General features: G+C 44.8%; 9 protein-coding genes. All 9 read left to right on the top strand.

The window, feature by feature from the left end; genetic code table 11:
* A partial coding sequence (locus KJS57_RS26860; protein ID WP_244545800.1) for a major capsid protein occupies window positions 1–1,177 on the top strand: 1,177 nt, incomplete at its 5' end.
* A 110-nt stretch (window positions 1,178–1,287) separates the two neighbouring features.
* Window positions 1,288–1,815 carry a hypothetical protein gene (locus KJS57_RS26865; protein WP_000487867.1) on the top strand — a complete coding sequence of 176 codons (528 nt, stop codon included), beginning with the start codon at window positions 1,288–1,290 and terminating at the stop codon, window positions 1,813–1,815.
* An 8-nt stretch (window positions 1,816–1,823) separates the two neighbouring features.
* Window positions 1,824–2,810 (top strand): Minor spike protein, encoded by a 987-nt coding sequence (locus KJS57_RS26870; protein ID WP_000466547.1) that lies wholly within the window; start codon window positions 1,824–1,826, stop codon window positions 2,808–2,810.
* A 63-nt stretch (window positions 2,811–2,873) separates the two neighbouring features.
* Entirely contained in the window at window positions 2,874–4,415 is a 1,542-nt protein-coding gene (locus tag KJS57_RS26875; protein ID WP_000252566.1) for a replication endonuclease, read from the top strand.
* Window positions 4,348–4,500, top strand: coding sequence for a hypothetical protein (locus tag KJS57_RS26880; protein ID WP_435988044.1), 153 nt, complete (start codon window positions 4,348–4,350; stop codon window positions 4,498–4,500). The genes KJS57_RS26875 and KJS57_RS26880 overlap by 68 nt, the downstream gene beginning before the upstream one ends.
* The gene (locus KJS57_RS26885; protein ID WP_016670801.1) at window positions 4,433–4,672 is read left to right on the top strand and encodes a phage DNA packaging protein C; all 240 of its coding nucleotides are present in this window, start codon (window positions 4,433–4,435) and stop codon (window positions 4,670–4,672) included. The genes KJS57_RS26880 and KJS57_RS26885 overlap by 68 nt, the downstream gene beginning before the upstream one ends.
* On the top strand, window positions 4,669–5,127 hold the full coding sequence (locus KJS57_RS26890; protein ID WP_000084700.1) for a scaffolding protein D: 459 nt from the start codon (window positions 4,669–4,671) through the stop codon (window positions 5,125–5,127). The genes KJS57_RS26885 and KJS57_RS26890 overlap by 4 nt, the downstream gene beginning before the upstream one ends.
* Complete coding sequence (locus KJS57_RS26895) at window positions 5,127–5,243, top strand: phage DNA packaging protein J (RefSeq protein WP_000033471.1); 117 nt, start codon at window positions 5,127–5,129, stop codon at window positions 5,241–5,243. The genes KJS57_RS26890 and KJS57_RS26895 overlap by 1 nt, the downstream gene beginning before the upstream one ends.
* A gap of 36 nt (window positions 5,244–5,279) precedes the next feature.
* Window positions 5,280–5,513, top strand: a 234-nt coding sequence (locus KJS57_RS26900) for a major capsid protein (RefSeq protein ID WP_280520411.1), incomplete at its 3' end; no start/stop codon positions are given.

Consider the following 5,513-nt stretch of genomic DNA (forward strand, 5'->3'; position numbering starts at 1 on the left):
TATCGCTGGCGACTCCTTCGAGATGGACGCCGTTGGCGCTCTCCGTCTTTCTCCATTGCGTCGTGGCCTTGCTATTGACTCTACTGTAGACATTTTTACTTTTTATGTCCCTCATCGTCACGTTTATGGTGAACAGTGGATTAAGTTCATGAAGGATGGTGTTAATGCCACTCCTCTCCCGACTGTTAACACTACTGGTTATATTGACCATGCCGCTTTTCTTGGCACGATTAACCCTGATACCAATAAAATCCCTAAGCATTTGTTTCAGGGTTATTTGAATATCTATAACAACTATTTTAAAGCGCCGTGGATGCCTGACCGTACCGAGGCTAACCCTAATGAGCTTAATCAAGATGATGCTCGTTATGGTTTCCGTTGCTGCCATCTCAAAAACATTTGGACTGCTCCGCTTCCTCCTGAGACTGAGCTTTCTCGCCAAATGACGACTTCTACCACATCTATTGACATTATGGGTCTGCAAGCTGCTTATGCTAATTTGCATACTGACCAAGAACGTGATTACTTCATGCAGCGTTACCATGATGTTATTTCTTCATTTGGAGGTAAAACCTCTTATGACGCTGACAACCGTCCTTTACTTGTCATGCGCTCTAATCTCTGGGCATCTGGCTATGATGTTGATGGAACTGACCAAACGTCGTTAGGCCAGTTTTCTGGTCGTGTTCAACAGACCTATAAACATTCTGTGCCGCGTTTCTTTGTTCCTGAGCATGGCACTATGTTTACTCTTGCGCTTGTTCGTTTTCCGCCTACTGCGACTAAAGAGATTCAGTACCTTAACGCTAAAGGTGCTTTGACTTATACCGATATTGCTGGCGACCCTGTTTTGTATGGCAACTTGCCGCCGCGTGAAATTTCTATGAAGGATGTTTTCCGTTCTGGTGATTCGTCTAAGAAGTTTAAGATTGCTGAGGGTCAGTGGTATCGTTATGCGCCTTCGTATGTTTCTCCTGCTTATCACCTTCTTGAAGGCTTCCCATTCATTCAGGAACCGCCTTCTGGTGATTTGCAAGAACGCGTACTTATTCGCCACCATGATTATGACCAGTGTTTCCAGTCCGTTCAGTTGTTGCAGTGGAATAGTCAGGTTAAATTTAATGTGACCGTTTATCGCAATCTGCCGACCACTCGCGATTCAATCATGACTTCGTGATAAAAGATTGAGTGTGAGGTTATAACGCCGAAGCGGTAAAAATTTTAATTTTTGCCGCTGAGGGGTTGACCAAGCGAAGCGCGGTAGGTTTTCTGCTTAGGAGTTTAATCATGTTTCAGACTTTTATTTCTCGCCATAATTCAAACTTTTTTTCTGATAAGCTGGTTCTCACTTCTGTTACTCCAGCTTCTTCGGCACCTGTTTTACAGACACCTAAAGCTACATCGTCAACGTTATATTTTGATAGTTTGACGGTTAATGCTGGTAATGGTGGTTTTCTTCATTGCATTCAGATGGATACATCTGTCAACGCCGCTAATCAGGTTGTTTCTGTTGGTGCTGATATTGCTTTTGATGCCGACCCTAAATTTTTTGCCTGTTTGGTTCGCTTTGAGTCTTCTTCGGTTCCGACTACCCTCCCGACTGCCTATGATGTTTATCCTTTGGATGGTCGCCATGATGGTGGTTATTATACCGTCAAGGACTGTGTGACTATTGACGTCCTTCCCCGTACGCCGGGCAATAATGTTTATGTTGGTTTCATGGTTTGGTCTAACTTTACCGCTACTAAATGCCGCGGATTGGTTTCGCTGAATCAGGTTATTAAAGAGATTATTTGTCTCCAGCCACTTAAGTGAGGTGATTTATGTTTGGTGCTATTGCTGGCGGTATTGCTTCTGCTCTTGCTGGTGGCGCCATGTCTAAATTGTTTGGAGGCGGTCAAAAAGCCGCCTCCGGTGGCATTCAAGGTGATGTGCTTGCTACCGATAACAATACTGTAGGCATGGGTGATGCTGGTATTAAATCTGCCATTCAAGGCTCTAATGTTCCTAACCCTGATGAGGCCGTCCCTAGTTTTGTTTCTGGTGCTATGGCTAAAGCTGGTAAAGGACTTCTTGAAGGTACGTTGCAGGCTGGCACTTCTGCCGTTTCTGATAAGTTGCTTGATTTGGTTGGACTTGGTGGCAAGTCTGCCGCTGATAAAGGAAAGGATACTCGTGATTATCTTGCTGCTGCATTTCCTGAGCTTAATGCTTGGGAGCGTGCTGGTGCTGATGCTTCCTCTGCTGGTATGGTTGACGCCGGATTTGAGAATCAAAAAGAGCTTACTAAAATGCAACTGGACAATCAGAAAGAGATTGCCGAGATGCAAAATGAGACTCAAAAAGAGATTGCTGGCATTCAGTCGGCGACTTCACGCCAGAATACGAAAGACCAGGTATATGCACAAAATGAGATGCTTGCTTATCAACAGAAGGAGTCTACTGCTCGCGTTGCGTCTATTATGGAAAACACCAATCTTTCCAAGCAACAGCAGGTTTCCGAGATTATGCGCCAAATGCTTACTCAAGCTCAAACGGCTGGTCAGTATTTTACCAATGACCAAATCAAAGAAATGACTCGCAAGGTTAGTGCTGAGGTTGACTTAGTTCATCAGCAAACGCAGAATCAGCGGTATGGCTCTTCTCATATTGGCGCTACTGCAAAGGATATTTCTAATGTCGTCACTGATGCTGCTTCTGGTGTGGTTGATATTTTTCATGGTATTGATAAAGCTGTTGCCGATACTTGGAACAATTTCTGGAAAGACGGTAAAGCTGATGGTATTGGCTCTAATTTGTCTAGGAAATAACCGTCAGGATTGACACCCTCCCAATTGTATGTTTTCATGCCTCCAAATCTTGGAGGCTTTTTTATGGTTCGTTCTTATTACCCTTCTGAATGTCACGCTGATTATTTTGACTTTGAGCGTATCGAGGCTCTTAAACCTGCTATTGAGGCTTGTGGCATTTCTACTCTTTCTCAATCCCCAATGCTTGGCTTCCATAAGCAGATGGATAACCGCATCAAGCTCTTGGAAGAGATTCTGTCTTTTCGTATGCAGGGCGTTGAGTTCGATAATGGTGATATGTATGTTGACGGCCATAAGGCTGCTTCTGACGTTCGTGATGAGTTTGTATCTGTTACTGAGAAGTTAATGGATGAATTGGCACAATGCTACAATGTGCTCCCCCAACTTGATATTAATAACACTATAGACCACCGCCCCGAAGGGGACGAAAAATGGTTTTTAGAGAACGAGAAGACGGTTACGCAGTTTTGCCGCAAGCTGGCTGCTGAACGCCCTCTTAAGGATATTCGCGATGAGTATAATTACCCCAAAAAGAAAGGTATTAAGGATGAGTGTTCAAGATTGCTGGAGGCCTCCACTATGAAATCGCGTAGAGGCTTTGCTATTCAGCGTTTGATGAATGCAATGCGACAGGCTCATGCTGATGGTTGGTTTATCGTTTTTGACACTCTCACGTTGGCTGACGACCGATTAGAGGCGTTTTATGATAATCCCAATGCTTTGCGTGACTATTTTCGTGATATTGGTCGTATGGTTCTTGCTGCCGAGGGTCGCAAGGCTAATGATTCACACGCCGACTGCTATCAGTATTTTTGTGTGCCTGAGTATGGTACAGCTAATGGCCGTCTTCATTTCCATGCGGTGCACTTTATGCGGACACTTCCTACAGGTAGCGTTGACCCTAATTTTGGTCGTCGGGTACGCAATCGCCGCCAGTTAAATAGCTTGCAAAATACGTGGCCTTATGGTTACAGTATGCCCATCGCAGTTCGCTACACGCAGGACGCTTTTTCACGTTCTGGTTGGTTGTGGCCTGTTGATGCTAAAGGTGAGCCGCTTAAAGCTACCAGTTATATGGCTGTTGGTTTCTATGTGGCTAAATACGTTAACAAAAAGTCAGATATGGACCTTGCTGCTAAAGGTCTAGGAGCTAAAGAATGGAACAACTCACTAAAAACCAAGCTGTCGCTACTTCCCAAGAAGCTGTTCAGAATCAGAATGAGCCGCAACTTCGGGATGAAAATGCTCACAATGACAAATCTGTCCACGGAGTGCTTAATCCAACTTACCAAGCTGGGTTACGACGCGACGCCGTTCAACCAGATATTGAAGCAGAACGCAAAAAGAGAGATGAGATTGAGGCTGGGAAAAGTTACTGTAGCCGACGTTTTGGCGGCGCAACCTGTGACGACAAATCTGCTCAAATTTATGCGCGCTTCGATAAAAATGATTGGCGTATCCAACCTGCAGAGTTTTATCGCTTCCATGACGCAGAAGTTAACACTTTCGGATATTTCTGATGAGTCGAAAAATTATCTTGATAAAGCAGGAATTACTACTGCTTGTTTACGAATTAAATCGAAGTGGACTGCTGGCGGAAAATGAGAAAATTCGACCTATCCTTGCGCAGCTCGAGAAGCTCTTACTTTGCGACCTTTCGCCATCAACTAACGATTCTGTCAAAAACTGACGCGTTGGATGAGGAGAAGTGGCTTAATATGCTTGGCACGTTCGTCAAGGACTGGTTTAGATATGAGTCACATTTTGTTCATGGTAGAGATTCTCTTGTTGACATTTTAAAAGAGCGTGGATTACTATCTGAGTCCGATGCTGTTCAACCACTAATAGGTAAGAAATCATGAGTCAAGTTACTGAACAATCCGTACGTTTCCAGACCGCTTTGGCCTCTATTAAGCTCATTCAGGCTTCTGCCGTTTTGGATTTAACCGAAGATGATTTCGATTTTCTGACGAGTAACAAAGTTTGGATTGCTACTGACCGCTCTCGTGCTCGTCGCTGCGTTGAGGCTTGCGTTTATGGTACGCTGGACTTTGTAGGATACCCTCGCTTTCCTGCTCCTGTTGAGTTTATTGCTGCCGTCATTGCTTATTATGTTCATCCCGTCAACATTCAAACGGCCTGTCTCATCATGGAAGGCGCTGAATTTACGGAAAACATTATTAATGGCGTCGAGCGTCCGGTTAAAGCCGCTGAATTGTTCGCGTTTACCTTGCGTGTACGCGCAGGAAACACTGACGTTCTTACTGACGCAGAAGAAAACGTGCGTCAAAAATTACGTGCAGAAGGAGTGATGTAATGTCTAAAGGTAAAAAACGTTCTGGCGCTCGCCCTGGTCGTCCGCAGCCGTTGCGAGGTACTAAAGGCAAGCGTAAAGGCGCTCGTCTTTGGTATGTAGGTGGTCAACAATTTTAATTGCAGGGGCTTCGGCCCCTTACTTGAGGATAAATTATGTCTAATATTCAAACTGGCGCCGAGCGTATGCCGCATGACCTTTCCCATCTTGGCTTCCTTGCTGGTCAGATTGGTCGTCTTATTACCATTTCAACTACTCCGGTTATCGCTGGCGACTCCTTCGAGATGGACGCCGTTGGCGCTCTCCGTCTTTCTCCATTGCGTCGTGGCCTTGCTATTGACTCTACTGTAGACATTTTTACTTTTTATGTCCCTCATCGTCACGTTTAT

The sequence above is a fragment of the Paenibacillus vini genome (assembly GCF_018403325.1).
Taxonomy (GTDB): domain Bacteria; phylum Bacillota; class Bacilli; order Paenibacillales; family Paenibacillaceae; genus Fontibacillus; species Fontibacillus vini.

Coding starts and splice junctions, on each gene's coding strand:
- KJS57_RS26865 (WP_000487867.1), top strand. CDS start 1,288: ATGTTTCAGACTTTTATTTCTCGCCATAATTCAAACTTTTTTTCTGAT.
- KJS57_RS26870 (WP_000466547.1), top strand. CDS start 1,824: ATGTTTGGTGCTATTGCTGGCGGTATTGCTTCTGCTCTTGCTGGTGGC.
- KJS57_RS26875 (WP_000252566.1), top strand. CDS start 2,874: ATGGTTCGTTCTTATTACCCTTCTGAATGTCACGCTGATTATTTTGAC.
- KJS57_RS26890 (WP_000084700.1), top strand. CDS start 4,669: ATGAGTCAAGTTACTGAACAATCCGTACGTTTCCAGACCGCTTTGGCC.
- KJS57_RS26895 (WP_000033471.1), top strand. CDS start 5,127: ATGTCTAAAGGTAAAAAACGTTCTGGCGCTCGCCCTGGTCGTCCGCAG.